General features: G+C 64.5%; 15 protein-coding genes and 1 tRNA gene. 10 read left to right on the top strand and 6 right to left on the bottom strand.

Annotated features, from left to right (window positions below):
• Positions 1-150: 150 nt before the first annotated feature.
• Positions 151-1095, bottom strand: coding sequence for an OmpA family protein (locus ACFLEY_RS37450; RefSeq protein WP_028172864.1), 945 nt, complete (start codon positions 1093-1095; stop codon positions 151-153).
• A gap of 114 nt (positions 1096-1209) precedes the next feature.
• On the bottom strand, positions 1210-1737 hold the full coding sequence (locus tag ACFLEY_RS37445; RefSeq protein WP_028172865.1) for a hypothetical protein: 528 nt from the start codon (positions 1735-1737) through the stop codon (positions 1210-1212).
• 156 nt (positions 1738-1893) lie between these two features.
• Here ACFLEY_RS37445 and ACFLEY_RS37440 point away from each other — a divergent pair, with 156 nt between their 5' ends.
• On the top strand, positions 1894-2700 hold the full coding sequence (locus tag ACFLEY_RS37440; protein WP_028172866.1) for a lytic murein transglycosylase: 807 nt from the start codon (positions 1894-1896) through the stop codon (positions 2698-2700).
• A 208-nt stretch (positions 2701-2908) separates the two neighbouring features.
• Here the strand turns inward: ACFLEY_RS37440 and ACFLEY_RS37435 are convergent, their stop codons facing one another.
• Positions 2909-3754 carry an SDR family oxidoreductase gene (locus tag ACFLEY_RS37435; RefSeq protein ID WP_060910594.1) on the bottom strand — a complete coding sequence of 282 codons (846 nt, stop codon included), beginning with the start codon at positions 3752-3754 and terminating at the stop codon, positions 2909-2911.
• Between the two features lie 128 nt (positions 3755-3882).
• Between ACFLEY_RS37435 and ACFLEY_RS37430 the strand changes: the two genes are divergently transcribed.
• The 5 genes from ACFLEY_RS37430 (at position 3883) to ACFLEY_RS37410 (ending at position 7616) form a co-directional block, all read left to right on the top strand.
• Positions 3883-4257, top strand: coding sequence for a response regulator (locus ACFLEY_RS37430; protein ID WP_060910595.1), 375 nt, complete (start codon positions 3883-3885; stop codon positions 4255-4257).
• Between the two features lie 280 nt (positions 4258-4537).
• Positions 4538-5149 carry a LysE family translocator gene (locus ACFLEY_RS37425; RefSeq protein ID WP_060910596.1) on the top strand — a complete coding sequence of 204 codons (612 nt, stop codon included), beginning with the start codon at positions 4538-4540 and terminating at the stop codon, positions 5147-5149.
• A 131-nt stretch (positions 5150-5280) separates the two neighbouring features.
• Entirely contained in the window at positions 5281-5634 is a 354-nt protein-coding gene (locus ACFLEY_RS37420) for a hypothetical protein (RefSeq protein WP_129557519.1), read from the top strand.
• A 111-nt stretch (positions 5635-5745) separates the two neighbouring features.
• On the top strand, positions 5746-6957 hold the full coding sequence (locus tag ACFLEY_RS37415) for a GGDEF domain-containing protein (RefSeq protein WP_060910597.1): 1212 nt from the start codon (positions 5746-5748) through the stop codon (positions 6955-6957).
• Between the two features lie 35 nt (positions 6958-6992).
• The gene (locus tag ACFLEY_RS37410; RefSeq protein ID WP_028172869.1) at positions 6993-7616 is read left to right on the top strand and encodes a peptidoglycan recognition family protein; all 624 of its coding nucleotides are present in this window, start codon (positions 6993-6995) and stop codon (positions 7614-7616) included.
• 44 nt (positions 7617-7660) lie between these two features.
• On the opposite strand, the gene ACFLEY_RS37405 is transcribed toward ACFLEY_RS37410, so the two are convergent.
• From ACFLEY_RS37405 to ACFLEY_RS37395, 3 genes are all read right to left on the bottom strand, one after another.
• A complete protein-coding gene (locus tag ACFLEY_RS37405; RefSeq protein ID WP_249163212.1) occupies positions 7661-7849 on the bottom strand; it encodes a hypothetical protein in 189 nt (62 codons plus the stop codon).
• Positions 7850-8189: 340 nt separating this feature from the next.
• Complete coding sequence (gene rpoH, locus ACFLEY_RS37400; protein WP_060910598.1) at positions 8190-9089, bottom strand: RNA polymerase sigma factor RpoH; 900 nt, start codon at positions 9087-9089, stop codon at positions 8190-8192.
• 219 nt (positions 9090-9308) lie between these two features.
• On the bottom strand, positions 9309-10316 hold the full coding sequence (locus ACFLEY_RS37395; RefSeq protein ID WP_060910599.1) for an RluA family pseudouridine synthase: 1008 nt from the start codon (positions 10314-10316) through the stop codon (positions 9309-9311).
• Here ACFLEY_RS37395 and ACFLEY_RS37390 point away from each other — a divergent pair.
• The 4 genes from ACFLEY_RS37390 to ACFLEY_RS37375 all read left to right on the top strand — a co-directional run bounded on the left by ACFLEY_RS37390 (position 10315) and on the right by ACFLEY_RS37375 (position 14071).
• Entirely contained in the window at positions 10315-10659 is a 345-nt protein-coding gene (locus ACFLEY_RS37390; protein WP_060910600.1) for a hypothetical protein, read from the top strand. The genes ACFLEY_RS37395 and ACFLEY_RS37390 overlap by 2 nt on opposite strands.
• Positions 10643-10822, top strand: coding sequence for a hypothetical protein (locus ACFLEY_RS37385; protein ID WP_060910601.1), 180 nt, complete (start codon positions 10643-10645; stop codon positions 10820-10822). Before ACFLEY_RS37390 ends, ACFLEY_RS37385 begins: the two co-directional genes overlap by 17 nt.
• Before the next feature lie 148 nt (positions 10823-10970).
• A tRNA-Glu gene (locus ACFLEY_RS37380) sits at positions 10971-11045 on the top strand.
• Between the two features lie 242 nt (positions 11046-11287).
• Positions 11288-14071 carry a UPF0182 family protein gene (locus ACFLEY_RS37375; protein WP_211434004.1) on the top strand — a complete coding sequence of 928 codons (2784 nt, stop codon included), beginning with the start codon at positions 11288-11290 and terminating at the stop codon, positions 14069-14071.
• Positions 14072-14081: the final 10 nt, after the last annotated feature.

The raw sequence follows: 14081 nt of genomic DNA, 5'->3' as shown, positions 1-14081 counted from the left end.
TCCATTCATCCACCAACGCTGCCGCTCGATGGATTCCGGGTTCGCGCTGGCGCGCGCCCCGGAATGACGAGAGGGGAGCGTGGGCGCGATCGTTCATCCCATGTCGCTTGCAGCACTATGTTGAGGCGCATCAAACTCCGGCGCACGTCCTCACGGCGCCACCAGCTCCACCCGCCGGTTCAGCGCGCGGCCGGCGTCCGTCGCGTTCGAGCCGACTGGCGCGAGCAGGCCGACGCCGGCGGTGCGCAAGCGTGCCTGCGCGATGCGAAAGCTCTTCGCGAGCTCGGCGGCGACCGCTTCGGCGCGGCGTTTCGACAGGTCGAGATTGTACTCATAGGCGCCCTGGCTGTCGGTGTGGCCGACGATGAAGACGTTGAGCTGCGGCTGGCTGGTCAAGAGCTTTGCGATCTGCTCCAGCGTCGGGCGGCTCTCCGGCTTCAGCACGGCCTTGTCGGTGTCGAAATAGATGCCGTAGAGCGCGATGTGACCGGTCTCGCCCAGGCCCTTCGCCATCGCGGCGGCATCGACCATCTTGTTCGCGATGGCGCCGAGCTCGGCGACGGTGACCTGCGCATAGATCTCCTGGTTGTTCTGGCTGACGATGACGCTGGCATAGGTCTCGCGCCCGCCTTCGCTCTTGCGGCCGGCAAAGTAGCGGTAATTGAAGCCGTCGACCCACATCTGCGGGATCGGCAGCGTGTCGATGTTTTCCGTGAAGGGAATGGCGCCGCAGGCGTCGGTGTCGCAGGAGAGCAGGGTCTCGAAGCCGGCTTTCGCGAGCTGCGTCTCGAAATTGCGCGACACTTCCAGGATCGAGGGACCGGGATTGGTGCGATAGGCGATGCGGACAACGCGGCCCTCGAGCCGCCGCGCATCGGTCGGCTGGCCGTCCTTGAAGGCGGCCGCCTGCATCCGAGCGGCGTCAAAATCCTTCACCACATAGCCGGTGATGACGCTGCCGGCGAACCGGCCGATGCCGGGATAGTCGCGGCTGCCGGCGACGTCGCGCGTCTGCGCGGTCGCGGTGGTGTCGGCGAGAAGGCAGAGCAGGGCGGCAAGGACGAGCGATCCGGGGATGTTTCGCGGCGCGGGCATCGGCACTCTCTATCGGTTGAGGAGGGGGCGCAGACGTTAGTCGCCTGCACCATACCGCCGGTTCTCACCGGCGGCCCATTCCCTTGCCGATTGTCCGGAAAGCCGCCGCCCGTTTCAAGCCGCCGGTGCAATCCGGCTGCCGGCCTCGGGCGCCTGCGCCGCCTGCTGGCGTTCCATCATGGTCTGCCACAGCGTTGCGATGCTGGTCTGGGTCTGCGGCGCGATCAGGCAATGGCCCTCATTGTCGAAGCCGCAGAACCGCACCGACGGGTCTTTTCTCACCTCGGTCAGCGCCTCGTTGAGCATCTCCAGGCAGGTCATGACCTGGCCGACGTCCTGCAGGCGGGTGTGATGCAGGATGTCCATCAGGCGGAACGTCATCACTGCGGGCTGGCCGATGCTGATGCCGGGACGGCCGAGCTCGAACAGCACGTTCACGGCGGGAAACACGCCGCGGACATGCTCAAGCACGCCGGCCATGTCCTCCACGCTGCAGGCGACGAGATGGGCGGCCTGCGGCGGCGCGGCCGCAGGCGTCCGCGGTGCAAGGCCGAGCGAGGTGATCACCTCCTGCTCGATCCATTGCCGCACCAAGGCGGGCGCATTGCGGATCTGCTCGGCGGTCAAGGTAATTCCGGTCATAGGCTAGTCTCCTGGGAGGCTCTCGTGTTTCGCTCAATCTAGAAAGCGGGGCGTGAGACACGTTGATGCGGATCAAGCGCGCCGCTTTGACGGTTGCCGCTTTCCCGGGCATGATCGCGCGCTGCTTCGCACTGGGATTTTGGGGGATCGCTCGACATGCTGAGATACGCTCTGGCCGCCGCTTGCTTCGTTGGTCTGGCCGGCGGCCCGGCCGAGGCCGCGCGCTGCGGCGGCGACTTCAACGGCTTCGTCGCCAGCATGGCCTCGGAAGCGCAAGGAGCCGGCGTCTCGGCGAGCGTGACCAGTGCGGCGTTCAGCGGCATCACCCAGGACGGCGCCGTGCTCGCCTTCGACCGGCGCCAGCGCTACACCTTCAACAAGAGCTTTGAGCAGTATGTTTCGACCCGCGTCGGGCCGGGCCGCATCAATGGCGGCAAGGCGCTGTTGCAGCGTCACGCCGCGCTGCTCTCGCGCATCGAGCAGCAGTTCGGCGTACCCCGCTATATCCTGGTTGCGATCTGGGGGCTGGAGAGCGATTTTGGCAAGGGCGACATCGGCAAGCTGCCGGTGATCCGCACGCTGGCGACGCTCGCGCATGACTGCCGCCGCACCGATCTGTTCCAGGGCGAGCTGCTCGCCGCCCTCAAGATCGTGCAGCGCGGCGACCTGCCGCTGCGCGACCTGATCGGCGCCTATGCCGGCGAGATCGGCCAAACCCAGTTCCTGCCGTCGTCCTACATCAAGTACGGCGTCGATTTCGACGGCGACGGTCACGTCGACCTGCGCCACAGCGTGCCCGACGTGCTCGCCTCGACCGCGAACCTGCTCCACACCAGCGGCTTCAAGATGGGCCAGCCCTACGGCGAAGGCACCGCCAATTTCGAGGCGATGCGGGAGTGGAACAGGGCGGTGATCTATCGCAAGACGATCGGCTATTTTGCCGATCGGCTGGCGGGGCAGTGAGGGTGGGAGACGGCTGCGAGGGTACCCCCCATCGTCGTCCTGGCGAAAGCCAGGACCCATTCCCCAGGGAGTAATTGTTACGACGGCTCTCAGCCACTTGCATCGGCTGAGTAACTGCCCGCCTTCGCCAAACTGAGTTCGGTGGCTATGGGTCCTGGCTTTCGCCAGGACGACAACGGTGGGTGCGGAGGGCGGCGTCGCATCACACTCACTTCGTCCCCTTCGCCATCTTCTCCAGCCTCCGCTGCAACGGCGCCCAGTAGGTCCCCGGGCGGAAGCGCTGCAGCAGGTCCATGAAGCGGGCGTCGTTGCCGATCAGGATGCGGGGCTCGTTCCTCTCGATGCCCCGGATGATGCGCAGAGCGGCGTCCTTTGGTGTCGTCTTTGCCGCGTTCTCGAACCGCTCGATCATTTGCGAGCGGCGGGCATTGTCGGTGACGCCGACCCCGGTGCGCGAACTCCGCGCGATTGCGGTGGCGACGCCGCCGGGATGCACGACCGACAGCTTCACCGGGCTTCCGGCGACCGCGAGCTCGTGCCGGACGCTCTCGGAAAAACCGCGCACGGCGAATTTTGCCGCGGCATAGGCCGATTGTCCCGGCGGGGCGATGATGCCGAAAACCGACGAGACGTTGACGATATGCGCCGCTTCCATCGTCTTCAGGTGTGGCAGAAAGGCGCGCGTGCCGTGCACCACGCCCCAGAAATTGATGTCGAACAGCCACTCCATCTGCGCCTGGTCGATCTCCTCGAAGGTGCCCAGCAGCGCCACGCCGGCATTGTTGACGAGGATGCCGAGCGACGGATGCGCCGCTGTCGCTTCGCTTGCGAACTGCGCGATGTCGCCGGGCTCGCTGACGTCGACGCGATGCAGGGTGACCTTGCGTGCCTTCTCGCTTCCTTCGCCGATCTCGGCGGCGAGCGCCTTCAGCCCGGCCTCGTCGCGATCGGCGAGCGCAAGGTCGCAGCCGCGCTGGGCGAGTTCGATGGCGAGTGCGCGGCCAATGCCGCTTGCAGCTCCCGTGATGGCGGCGGCGCCGCGAATCGCAGTCATGGATCCCCCCTCAAGCTCCGATTTTGGAACTATGATTTACATTTTTTCAGAATGGAACCGAACCGTATTCGAGTTGGCTCCTTAACGTAAGTTACTTGGACGAAGACAGGCAGCATTGGGAGTCGCCGATGGGACAATCGAGACCATTTCCTGCAACGGCACTCGTCGTTGAAGACGACCCCATGCAGAGGGAAATGCTCAGTCTCCTGCTGGAAGAGAGCGGCTATCAGGTCATCCAGTGCGAGAGCGCCGAAGCGGCCGAGCGCGTGCTCGAGAAGAGCGCAGGCACGCTCTGCCTGATGGTGACCGACGTGCAGCTTGCCGGCCGCATGAACGGCGTCGAGCTCGCCCATGTCGCCAAGGGACGCAATCCCAAGCTCGACGTCGTCGTCACCTCCGGCCGCCCCTTGAACCAACCCTTGCCCGACGGCGCCAAATTCTGGGCCAAGCCCTGGGCGCCGCTCGACGTGCTGCGCGAGGCCGAGATCGCGCAGGTGGTCTGACCGGGGCAGAACCGCTTTGTTTGTAGGGCTGGCCAGTTCTCACCTCGTCATCCTGAGGTGCAAGCCGCACGGCGCAAAGCGTCGTGTGGCGAGCCTCGGATGAACGGCCGAGATGCAGCCGGGCCATCACCCTTCGAGGCTCGCCGAAGAGGCGAGCACTTCAGGGTGACGGTGTTGGAATTGCCTTGTCTGTGGGGCAGGTCTGTTCGCACCCCGTCATCCTGACGGCTGATCCCGGGCGCCGCTTTCTTGCCATGAGGCGGGGTGGTAGGGTCTGCTCATGACCTGGTCCTTCCTGCTCACCTCGCTGATCGTCGTCGCCTCGCCCGGCACCGGCGTGGTTTACACGCTGGCCGCGGCATTGACGCGCGGCTCCCGCGCCAGCTTGGCTGCCGCCTTCGGCTGCACGCTCGGGATCGTGCCGCACATGGTTGCCGCCATGCTGGGACTTGCCGCCGTGCTCCACACCAGCGCGCTCGCCTTCGCCGCGCTGAAATGGTGCGGCGTTCTCTATCTGCTTTACATGTCCTGGCAGGCGCTGCGTGAGCGGGGTGCGCTGGCGGTGGAGGGCGAGATCAAGGAGCGGTCGAGCGGCCGGGTCATCGTCACCGGCTTCCTGATCAACATCCTCAATCCAAAACTGTCGATCTTCTTCCTCGCCTTCCTGCCGCAGTTCATCGCGGCGGACGAGGCCCATGTGCTGGCGCGGATGCTGGAATTGAGCGGCGCCTTCATGGCGATGACGTTTGCGGTGTTCGTCGTCTACGGCCTCTGCGCCGCATCCGTGCGCGAGCGCGTCATCTCCCGCCCCGCGGTGATGACCTGGCTGCGCCGCAGCTTTGCGGCGGGATTTGCCGCACTCGGCGCCAAGCTCGCGTTTGCCGAGCGGTAGCTTCTCCAGCCAATAAAAAAGCGGGCCTCGCGCCCGCCATCTTCAAACTCTCTTAGCCTTACCCGACGCCCGGGCGGAGCGAGCTCCACCCGGGCAAAGAACATGCTGGCTACTTCTTCTTCGCGGCCTTCTTGGCCTTCTTCTTTGTCGCCTTCTTCGCCTTCTTCGCTTTCTTAGCCATAGTATCCTCTCAAGGGTTAATGGTGGAACGCGACACGAGGGATGCTCGGCGGAGGGCCAGCCTCGCAACATCCTCGACGACAAACTCAGCAGATTCGCAGGTCTCTGCCCCGCGCCGTCATATCTGTGTCATCACGTTATCCACAGCTCAGATGCGTTTTCGGGTGATTTTTGCCCGCGAATCCGCTCCGCGGCGGATCGCGATACGACCGCACGAGGCCGATGGCGACATGCCTAACGATCCGACAATCCGCGCGCCGTTCACGAATCCAAAACCAAAGGCGCGCTTTGAAGGATCGCAGTGAGACTCCGTTAAGTGCAACCCGCGCATTGTTCCCCGCAAGAAAACGGGGATGGGTTATGGACGGACGGCTGCCAGGAATGGGGGGCGGGGCGCTGCGCTTGCCGCACGCGCCATGCTGAACGTACCGACACTCTGGACGGTCTTCGTCGTCAACTTCCTGGCGCTCGGCCTGATCTGGGCCTACGTGACGCGTTCCTATCCGAAATTCGCGGCCGCACGGTTCTGGATGGCATCGGCCTTCGTCGGCGCGGCCGGCGCGATGGCGGCGCTGATCCGTCTGTTCGTCGCCTCTCCCGTGCCGCTTCTCATCGGGGCCACCGGTATCATTGCGGCGAGCTGCTTTGCCGCCATGGGCATTCAGCGCTTCTACGACCGGCCGGTCTCCTGGCGCGTTATGGCTGCGACGGGGATCATCAGCATCGGCAGTGTCGTCTTCTTCATGGTCGGCTTCGAGCACATGCAGCTGCGCATGCTCAGCTACACGATCGGCCAGGCCCTGCCGCTGGTGCTGTCGCTGCGTCTGTTGCTGTTGCCGCCTGAAGGGCACGTCAATCCTGGCGCCCGTCTGGCCGGCATCGTCATCATCACCATCATTGCGATCTTCCTTGCCCGTGCGGTGGGCAATCTGCTCGGCTACGATTTCTCGGCGGTCGCCGGCGGTCAGACCCACGCCGTCATGGTGCTGGGGCTCCTGTTCCTGTCGATGACGCTGAATTTCGGCTTCCTCCTGATGGTGATGGACCGGCTGCGTGGCGAGGTCGCCGACCTCGCGCTGCTCGACGATCTCACCGGTGTCGCCAACCGGCGCCATCTGTTGCAGCGCCTGTCCGAGGAATGCGCCCGTTCGGAGCGCAGCGGCGAGCCGTTCTCGCTGCTGGTGATCGATCTCGACGGCTTCAAGACCATCAACGACACCCATGGCCATGCCGCGGGCGATGCCTGCCTCCAGCACTTCACCCTGATGGCGCAGACGCGGCTGCGGCCCGGCGACATGCTCGCCCGCACCGGCGGTGACGAGTTCTGCGTCGTGCTGCCGTCCTCTTCCTTGCGCGAGGCGGCCGCAATCGCCCGCCGTGTGCTCGAGGTCTGCCGTCGGGACGCTGCGGCCTGCAACGGCAACGACATCCCGATCGCGATCTCGATCGGCGCGGCGCAATGGGATCCCGGCATCGGCCAATTCCCGGACCGCCTGATCGCGCATGCCGATCACGCCCTCTATGCCGCCAAGAAGAACGGCAAGAACGATTTTGCAGTCTACGATCCGGCACCGCCGCTCTCGCCCGAGCCGAACGGCATGGGCGAAGCCGCGCACAATTTCGCCTGACAGCGTGCTAGGCTCGGGTCCGCATTGGACCTTTAATGATGATGTCTCGCCTGCTCGCGGCCATTCTCGCCGCCCTCCTGATCGCACCCGCCGCCGCAACCGACGCTGAACTCGCAAAGCTCGCGCGCGCCTCGGGCACGCCCGATATTCCCGGCCTGAAGATCGTCTGGCTGGCGCCGTGGGGCGACGTCCGCAGCGCCCATTCCTGGCGCAACATCATCGTGCACCAGACCGAGGGGCCGGCGGGCTCGGCCCGCGGCGGCGCGGCGGAGCAGTCGAAGAACCCGACGCGGCGCGGCGTCACGGTCTGGGTCGAGACCGACGGCACGGTCTATTGGGCGGTCGCGGAAAACCTGGTGCCGACCCATGGCGACGGCGCCAACCGCAACGACAACAAGTACATCGACAACAGACCGACCTATCGCCAGGTGGTGCGCGACAATTCGATCGGCGTCGAGTTCGCCGGCAATTATCCCGATGTTGCGGCCGGTCCCACCGAGGCGCAGGTCGCGGCGTGGAAGATCCTCGTCCAGGTGCTGCGTGCGCGCTACGACATCCCGCTCGACCGCGTCTATGCGCACAATTGGATCGACTACAAGGACGCGCGCTATTGCGAAGGCTGCTGGCTCGCGACGCTGGCGAGGACATGGGGGGAGTAGCTCGCGTGTCATTCCGGGGCCGCGCCCCGGAATGACGGGAGAGGCTACACCGGCTGCGCCATCCAGCCGAACAGCCGCCGGATCAAACCCGGCCGCTGCGGCAATTCCGGCGGCTCGTCCGCTGCGAGCACGCGTTTGAAGAAGTAGTCCAGGAACACCATGTCGTTCGGCTCGGTGACGGTGAATGTCTCGTCGCCGAAGTACACACTGTAGTTAAAGAAGAATGGACCCATGATCGGGATCGTCGCGGTCGAGGCGTAGTCTTGGAGATCACGAACTCCGCGGGATCGAGCCCGTGCTCCCGCATCGCCTGCTCGACCAGCGGCAGCTTGCGCATGAACTGGGCGGAGAAGCCGCCAACGGTGGATTGCAAAATGATCGACACGGCGCGTGTCCGTTCTCTGGATGTGGCCCGTCAAGAGTGTGTCGGGCGACCCGTCACGGGCGTTCAAGGTGCCTCGCCGGCATCGCTGCGAAATATGCCGCAGCTCACACCCAACAAAAAAGCCGGCGTTGCCGCCGGCTTTTCCGTCTCTTTCGATCCGCCAATCTCTGGCGCCAGCGAAGCCTTGCTTAATGCGCGGCTTCCAGCGCGGCCTGTTCTGCTCTTGCGATCGTGCCCTTGACCGCGGACTGCACCTTCTCGAAGGCGCGGACCTCGATCTGGCGGACGCGCTCGCGCGAGACGCCGAACTCGGCAGCAAGGTCTTCCAGCGTCATCGGCTCATCGGCGAGGCGGCGGGCCTCGAAGATGCGGCGTTCGCGCGGGTTGAGCACGCTCATGGCGCCGTTCAGCGCGTCACGGCGGTGATCATACTCCTCGTGCTCCGCCATCATGGCTTCCTGGTTGGGCGTATTGTCGACCAGCCAGTCCTGCCATTCGCCGGCTTCGCCGTCGTCGCGGATCGGCGCGTTGAGCGACGCGTCGCCACCGAGGCGGCGGTTCATGTCGATCACGTCCTGGTCCGTCACGCCCAGCCGCTTGGCAATGGTCGCAACCTGGTCGGGGCGGAGATCGCCCTCGTCCAGCGCGTTGATCTTGCTCTTCGCCTTGCGCAGGTTGAAGAACAGCTTCTTCTGGTTCGCGGTGGTGCCCATCTTCACGAGCGACCAGGAACGCAGGATGTACTCTTGAATTGACGCCTTGATCCACCACATCGCGTAGGTGGCGAGACGGAACCCCTTCTCGGGTTCGAAACGCTTCACCGCCTGCATCAGGCCGACATTGCCTTCCGAGACGACCTCGGAGATCGGCAGGCCGTAGCCGCGATAGCCCATGGCGATCTTGGCCACGAGGCGGAGATGGCTGGTGACGAGTTGGTGCGCCGCGTCGCGATCGTCATGCTCCCGCCAGCGCTTGGCGAGCATGTATTCCTCCTGGGGTTCCAGCATCGGGAACTTGCGGATCTCGGCGAGGTAGCGAGAAAGGCCGGATTCTCCATTGAGGACCGGCAGGGCAGCGGTACGGGCCATAGTTGAGCCCTCCAAAGGTTCAGGCCCCCGATAGCGGCGGGCCAGGCAGACGACCGCTGTGTTAAAGCCGGCCGTAGCTGCGATGTTCCGCGTCGGTCATTTCCAACGCAGGCGCAATATACCCCATGGGGGGGCAAAAAGGGAAGGATTGCTGACGTCACGTCCCCGTGTGGCAGCTATAACTTTTTGTAATGTAACGCTTTTCCTAACGGGCCTGCGTCATAGCGCCGCTTTCAGGGCGCCTTCCAGGAGAAGCAAATCCTCCGGCAGCGGCGCCTCCCAGTGGAGTAATTCTCCCGTCCTCGGGTGCTCCAATACCAGCAGATAGGCATGCAGGGCCTGCCGCCCGAGCGCCGCCAAAGCGGCCTGCGATTCTGGCGCCAGCTGGTTCGCCTTGGTCTTGAAGTGCGGGCCATAGACCGCATCGCCCATCAGCGGATGGCCGATATGGGCGAGGTGGACGCGGATCTGGTGCGTGCGCCCGGTCTCGAGCTCGCAGGCGAGCAGCGCCGCGATCGGCTTGCCGTCGCGCCCCGGAAAACTCTCCAGGATTTCCCAATGCGTCACTGCCTCGCGGCCGCCCTGGCGCACCGCCATCTTCTCCCGCGCATACGGATGGCGGTCGATCGGCGCATCGACGGTGCCGCGATGCCGGCCCGGCACCCCCCAGGCGAAGGCCATATAGCCGCGCCGCATCGCCCCGGTGCGGCCGTGGTCGGCGAACTGTGCCGACAGCGAGGCGTGGGCGAGGTCGTTCTTGGCGACCACCATCAGTCCCGTCGTGTCCTTGTCCAGCCGGTGCACGATGCCGGGCCGGCGTACCCCGCCGATCCCCGACAGCGTCGAGCCGCAATGGGCGATCAGCGCGTTCACCAGCGTGCCGGTCTCGTGGCCGGCCGCGGGGTGCACGACCAGGCCCTTGGGCTTGTTGATGACGATGATGTCGTCGTCCTCGAACACGATATCGAGGGCGATCTCTTCGCCCTTCGGCTCGGCGGGCGCGGCCTCCGGCACGTCGATTATGATCGTATCGCCGTGACTGACGTGATAAGCGGGGTCGCGGACGGCGGAGGCCTTCAGGCTCACCGCCCCCGCCAGGATCAGGGCTTTCAGCCTCGATCGCGACAGGTCCGGCAGGCGCGCCGCCAGCACGCGGTCGAGCCGGGCCGAGCCCTCGTCGCCGGCGACGACAACCTCCAACCTTTGCGCAGAGCCTGAGTTTTCCATGACGACGTCTGATACCGCTGTTCCCGAACCGACCCCCGAGCAGGCCGCGCTGTTCGCGCGGGTGCGGCGGATGATGCTGATCGCGGGGCTGACCACGGCGCTGGCGATCTGCGCCGTTCTGATCGCGGTGGGCTACCGCCTTTTCAAGTCGGAGGGAAGGGCGCCCGAGATCGCGGGCGACGTCACCGCCACCCTGCCGAAGGGCGCCAGGATCGTCTCGACCGGGGTCGCCGGCGACCGCCTCGTGATCACGCTGGATGTCGGCGGGGTCACCGAGATCCGCACCTTCGACGCCCACACCCTGAGGCCGGCCGGAAAGCTCAAATTTGCCAACGAGCCGTAGCGCCGCACCGGCTCAGGATCTGCTCAACCAGGCCATTGCCGGCAGCAGCGGCGAGCAGATCCGCTCGACGTCGCCGTTCAAATCCGCATTTTCGGGCTCTGGCCTGTTCCGCCTGGAGCCGGCCGGCGGCGCCGCGGCGATCGAGAAATTGAAGAAGTCCTGAGTGTTCCCGGCCATATGCGGGAACGCGAGCGGCCGGCCGGTGCTTCGCGCCGTTAAGCCTGAGCCGCACTCGCCATGCATATCCGCCGATTTCGCCCCCGATCGAGGCTTGCCGCCGGCAAAATTCGCGGCTATGTCCTGTCCCTCACGCTCCCTTCGTCTAGCGGTTAGGACGCGGCCCTCTCAAGGCTGAAACAGGGGTTCGATTCCCCTAGGGAGCGCCAAATCCAAGATATTTCCCGACATTGTACGATGGCACTCCGGTTCGGGAGCGCCATGTTGCGCGATAGCTGATTGATCGCGCCGGCTGCATCAGCCGTGCTTGGCGCCTTGCGCCGTTTCGAAATGCCATATTGCGCCGCGGTCCTAGCGACGCAGCTTCGAGCACTTGCGTCGCCCGCCTCGAGGCGTCATCCCGACCACGAATCAAGCGGCGGGCGTCCCTGATTTCGACTATGATCAGGCGATGACGATCGGGATTACAGGACCCGAGCGGAAGGCACCAAGGCAAAGTGCCGTGGTCGGGCTGATTATTGCGGCCCTCGTCATTGCGATTGTCCTGACCCTGCTCGCGCTCGCCAGCGACTTCCTGGTCGACTGGCTTTGGTTTTCCGTGATCGGTTATCGCGAGGTTTTCTGGACAACAATCGGCGCCAAGGCCGTCGTCTTTCTTGCGGTCTGGACGGCAACTGCCGTCATCCTGTTGTTGAACGGATGGCTCGCACTGCACTTCGCCCGACGGCGGTCGACACAGCTTGCCGCCGCTTCCGTGTGGAGCGCCGCGGGCAACGCGCCGCCAGATCTGCTTGCGCTTGTGCGCGACCGACTGCGGTGGCCGCGGTTGATCGCAGCTGGTGCGGCTTCGCTCGCTCTGCTTGTCGCGGCGGCCGAAGCCGGCAACTGGGGCGTCTTCCTGCAGTTTGTCTATCAGGCGCCGTATGGGGCAGACGATCCGCTCTACAACAACGACATCGGCTTCTATCTCTTCTCGCTGCCCGCCTATATCCTCATCAAGAATTGGATGATGCTCGCGCTCGCGCTGAGCGCGCTGTTCGCCGCGGCGATCTACTTGGTGCACGGCGAGATCGAATACGACATTCATCGCCGATCAATGTCGTCGACGGTGATCGCCCACGGCTCGGCGCTGCTCGGTCTTCTGTTTGCGGTGAAGGCCTGGTCCTTTGGTCTCGATCGCTACCTGCTGCTCTATGGCGATAACGGCGTGGTTGTCGGTGCAAGTTACACCGATGTCCATGTGGGGCTGCCGGCCTTGTGGCTGATGATCGGACTTTCGGGCATCGCGGCGCTCGCCGCGTGGGCAAACGTGCGCGTGCGCACCTACCGGCTTCCTGCCGCCGCGTTCCTGCTTGTCGCGATCGGGTCTTTCGTGCTGTCCGGCCTGGTTCCCGTGCTGTTCCGGCAGTTCTTCGTCAGGCCAAGCGAACTGGAGCTGGAAAGGCCCTATATCGAACGCAACATCGCGCTCACCCGGCAGGCCTACAATCTCGATCAGATCGCGGCCAAGCCGTTCGCCGCCGAACAGAAGCTCAGCTTCAAGACGCTCGATGCCAACAAGGCGACCATCGACAATATCAGGCTGTGGGATTGGCAGCCCCTGGCGGACACCTACGCGCAGCTGCAGGAGATCCGCACCTACTACAAATTCCATCACCTTGACGTCGATCGCTACTGGCTCAATGGCTCCTACCAAAGCGTCATGATCTCGGCCCGCGAACTGCGACCTTCCTTGCTGCCGCCGAATGCCCAGACATGGGTCAACCACCACGTGCTGTTTACTCACGGCACCGGCGCAGTGATGAGCCCGGTCACTCGCAAGAGCAGCGAAGGGCTGCCATTCCTCTATTTGCGCGACATACCTCCTGTCGCGGACGGAGGCCCGCAGATCCGCGAACCGCGCATCTACTACGGCGAAGAGCACGACAGCTACGTCATCGTCAAAGGGAGCACGCCTGAGTTCGACTACCCGAAGGGCAAAGACAATGTCTACGCAGCCTATGACGGGACGGGCGGCGTTCCGATAGGAGCGGCGGTATGGAGAGGCCTGTTCGCTTACTACTTCAACGACCCGAACCTGCTGCTCTCAAGCTACATCACGGCGGACAGCCGGATCATGATCCGCCGCAACATCGGGGAAAGGGTGCGAACGATCGCTCCGTTCCTCAGGCTCGATCACGATCCTTATCTGGTCATCAGCAATGGGCGGATGTTCTGGATGCAGGACGCCTACACGGTGAGTTCCTACTTCCCTTCCGCGCAGCCGGCGCAAGATCAGGATCTCAACTACATTCGCAATTCAGTGAAGGTCATCGTCGATGCCTATAACGGCACCGTCGACTTTTATCTGATGGACACCGGCGATCCGGTTGCCGCAACCTGGCGGCGCATCTTTCCGAACCTGTTCAAGCCATTCTCGGTCATGCCGGCGGATCTGCAGAGGCACATCCGCTATCCGGAGGATCTATTCCTGATTCAGGCGCAGCTCTATCAGAGCTATCACATGGAGGCCGCCGACGTTTTCTACAACCGCGAGGATCTCTGGCAGTTCCCGCGCCAGCCGGGCGGCGGCGGCGTTGCAACGATGGCCCCATATTACATCATCATGCGGCTGCCCGGTGAGTCGCAGGCTGAGTTCTTCCTCATGCTTCCCATGGTGCCGAGCCGCCGCGACAACATGATCGCCTGGCTCGCCGCACGCTGCGATGCGCCCGACTACGGCAAGCTGATTGTCTACGAATTTCCCAAGGAGAAGCTCGTCTACGGGCCGTTCCAGATCGAAGCGCGGATCAACCAGAGTACCGAGATATCGCAACAGATCACGCTGTGGAATCAGATGGGCTCGCGGGTGATACGCGGCGCGAACCTGCTTGTGATCCCGATCGAGAACTCGATCCTCTATGTCACGCCGCTCTATTTGCGAGCGGAGCACGGGCACCTGCCGGAGCTGAAACGCGTGATCGCAGCCTATGGCGAGCATGTGGTGATGAAGGAGACGCTCGATGAGGCCTTGTCGGCTCTGTTCACCGAGCCTGGCGCGGTGCGGCCGGTCTCGAGCACGATGGAGGAAATTCCCGTCACACGCCCATCGGCAAGTCAGGCACGGGAGGCGCTCGACCGCTACAATCAGGCCGTTGAACGATTGAGGTCCGGCGACTGGAAAGGCTTTGGCACGCAGTTCGACGCCATGCGCGAGCTCCTGGAGGACATGAACCGACACTCCGCCGACCGCTAGGGCCTCGACT

Origin of the sequence: Bradyrhizobium sp. YCK136, from assembly GCF_044570075.1 — a bacterium.
GTDB classification, from domain to species: domain Bacteria; phylum Pseudomonadota; class Alphaproteobacteria; order Rhizobiales; family Xanthobacteraceae; genus Bradyrhizobium; species Bradyrhizobium diazoefficiens.
The sequence above is the reverse complement of the archived record's forward strand: the minus strand, read 5'-3'. Positions and strand labels throughout refer to the sequence as shown.

Excerpts from the sequence above, each read along its gene's own strand:
- ACFLEY_RS37450 (WP_028172864.1), bottom strand. The coding sequence starts at position 1,095 with ATGCCCGCGCCGCGAAACATCCCCGGATCGCTCGTCCTTGCCGCCCTG.
- ACFLEY_RS37445 (WP_028172865.1), bottom strand. The coding sequence starts at position 1,737 with ATGACCGGAATTACCTTGACCGCCGAGCAGATCCGCAATGCGCCCGCC.
- ACFLEY_RS37440 (WP_028172866.1), top strand. The coding sequence starts at position 1,894 with ATGCTGAGATACGCTCTGGCCGCCGCTTGCTTCGTTGGTCTGGCCGGC.
- ACFLEY_RS37435 (WP_060910594.1), bottom strand. The coding sequence starts at position 3,754 with ATGACTGCGATTCGCGGCGCCGCCGCCATCACGGGAGCTGCAAGCGGC.
- ACFLEY_RS37430 (WP_060910595.1), top strand. The coding sequence starts at position 3,883 with ATGGGACAATCGAGACCATTTCCTGCAACGGCACTCGTCGTTGAAGAC.
- ACFLEY_RS37425 (WP_060910596.1), top strand. The coding sequence starts at position 4,538 with ATGACCTGGTCCTTCCTGCTCACCTCGCTGATCGTCGTCGCCTCGCCC.
- ACFLEY_RS37415 (WP_060910597.1), top strand. The coding sequence starts at position 5,746 with ATGCTGAACGTACCGACACTCTGGACGGTCTTCGTCGTCAACTTCCTG.
- ACFLEY_RS37410 (WP_028172869.1), top strand. The coding sequence starts at position 6,993 with ATGATGATGTCTCGCCTGCTCGCGGCCATTCTCGCCGCCCTCCTGATC.
- ACFLEY_RS37405 (WP_249163212.1), bottom strand. The coding sequence starts at position 7,849 with ATGGGTCCATTCTTCTTTAACTACAGTGTGTACTTCGGCGACGAGACA.
- rpoH (WP_060910598.1), bottom strand. The coding sequence starts at position 9,089 with ATGGCCCGTACCGCTGCCCTGCCGGTCCTCAATGGAGAATCCGGCCTT.
- ACFLEY_RS37390 (WP_060910600.1), top strand. The coding sequence starts at position 10,315 with ATGACGACGTCTGATACCGCTGTTCCCGAACCGACCCCCGAGCAGGCC.
- ACFLEY_RS37395 (WP_060910599.1), bottom strand. The coding sequence starts at position 10,316 with ATGGAAAACTCAGGCTCTGCGCAAAGGTTGGAGGTTGTCGTCGCCGGC.
- ACFLEY_RS37375 (WP_211434004.1), top strand. The coding sequence starts at position 11,288 with ATGACGATCGGGATTACAGGACCCGAGCGGAAGGCACCAAGGCAAAGT.